The sequence below is a fragment of the Paraburkholderia sp. 2C genome, from assembly GCF_054589215.1.
Genome location: NZ_BAAILL010000063.1, coordinates 1 through 490, shown reverse-complemented (window position 1 = coordinate 490; position 490 = coordinate 1). Strand labels below are relative to the sequence as shown.

1 protein-coding gene is annotated in these 490 nt (G+C 63.9%); it reads right to left on the bottom strand.

The annotated features are described in order from the left end of the window. On the bottom strand, positions 1 to 490 hold a 490-nt coding region (locus ACYPXD_RS28925), incomplete at both ends, for an electron transfer flavoprotein subunit beta/FixA family protein (protein ID WP_459719785.1).

Genomic DNA, 490 nt, shown 5'->3' with positions numbered 1-490 from the left:
TCGGCGCCGCCGTCGACTTCTCGCGCAACCGTGGCCTTGCCGTCGGCGATCGTCACCTTCGACGCGAAGGTCGCCTGCGGCAGGTCCGCGAGTGCGGCGAGCATCTGGCCGGTCTGGTTCGAGTCGTCGTCGATGGCCTGCTTGCCGAGAATGACGAGCTGCGGCTGTTCCCTGTCGACCAGCGCCTTGAGCAGCTTTGCCACCGCCAACGGCTGCAGGTCTTCGCTGGACTCGATCAGGACCGCGCGATCCGCGCCGATCGCCAGCGCCGTGCGCAGCGTTTCCTGGCACTGCGCCACACCCGCCGACACCGCGATCACCTCGGTCGCGACACCGGCTTCCTTCAGACGCACCGCTTCTTCAACAGCGATCTCGTCGAACGGATTCATCGACATCTTCACGTTCGCAATGTCCACGCCCGTGTGGTCCGATTTCACGCGCACCTTCACGTTGTAATCGACCACCCTTTTGACTGGCACCAGAATTTTCA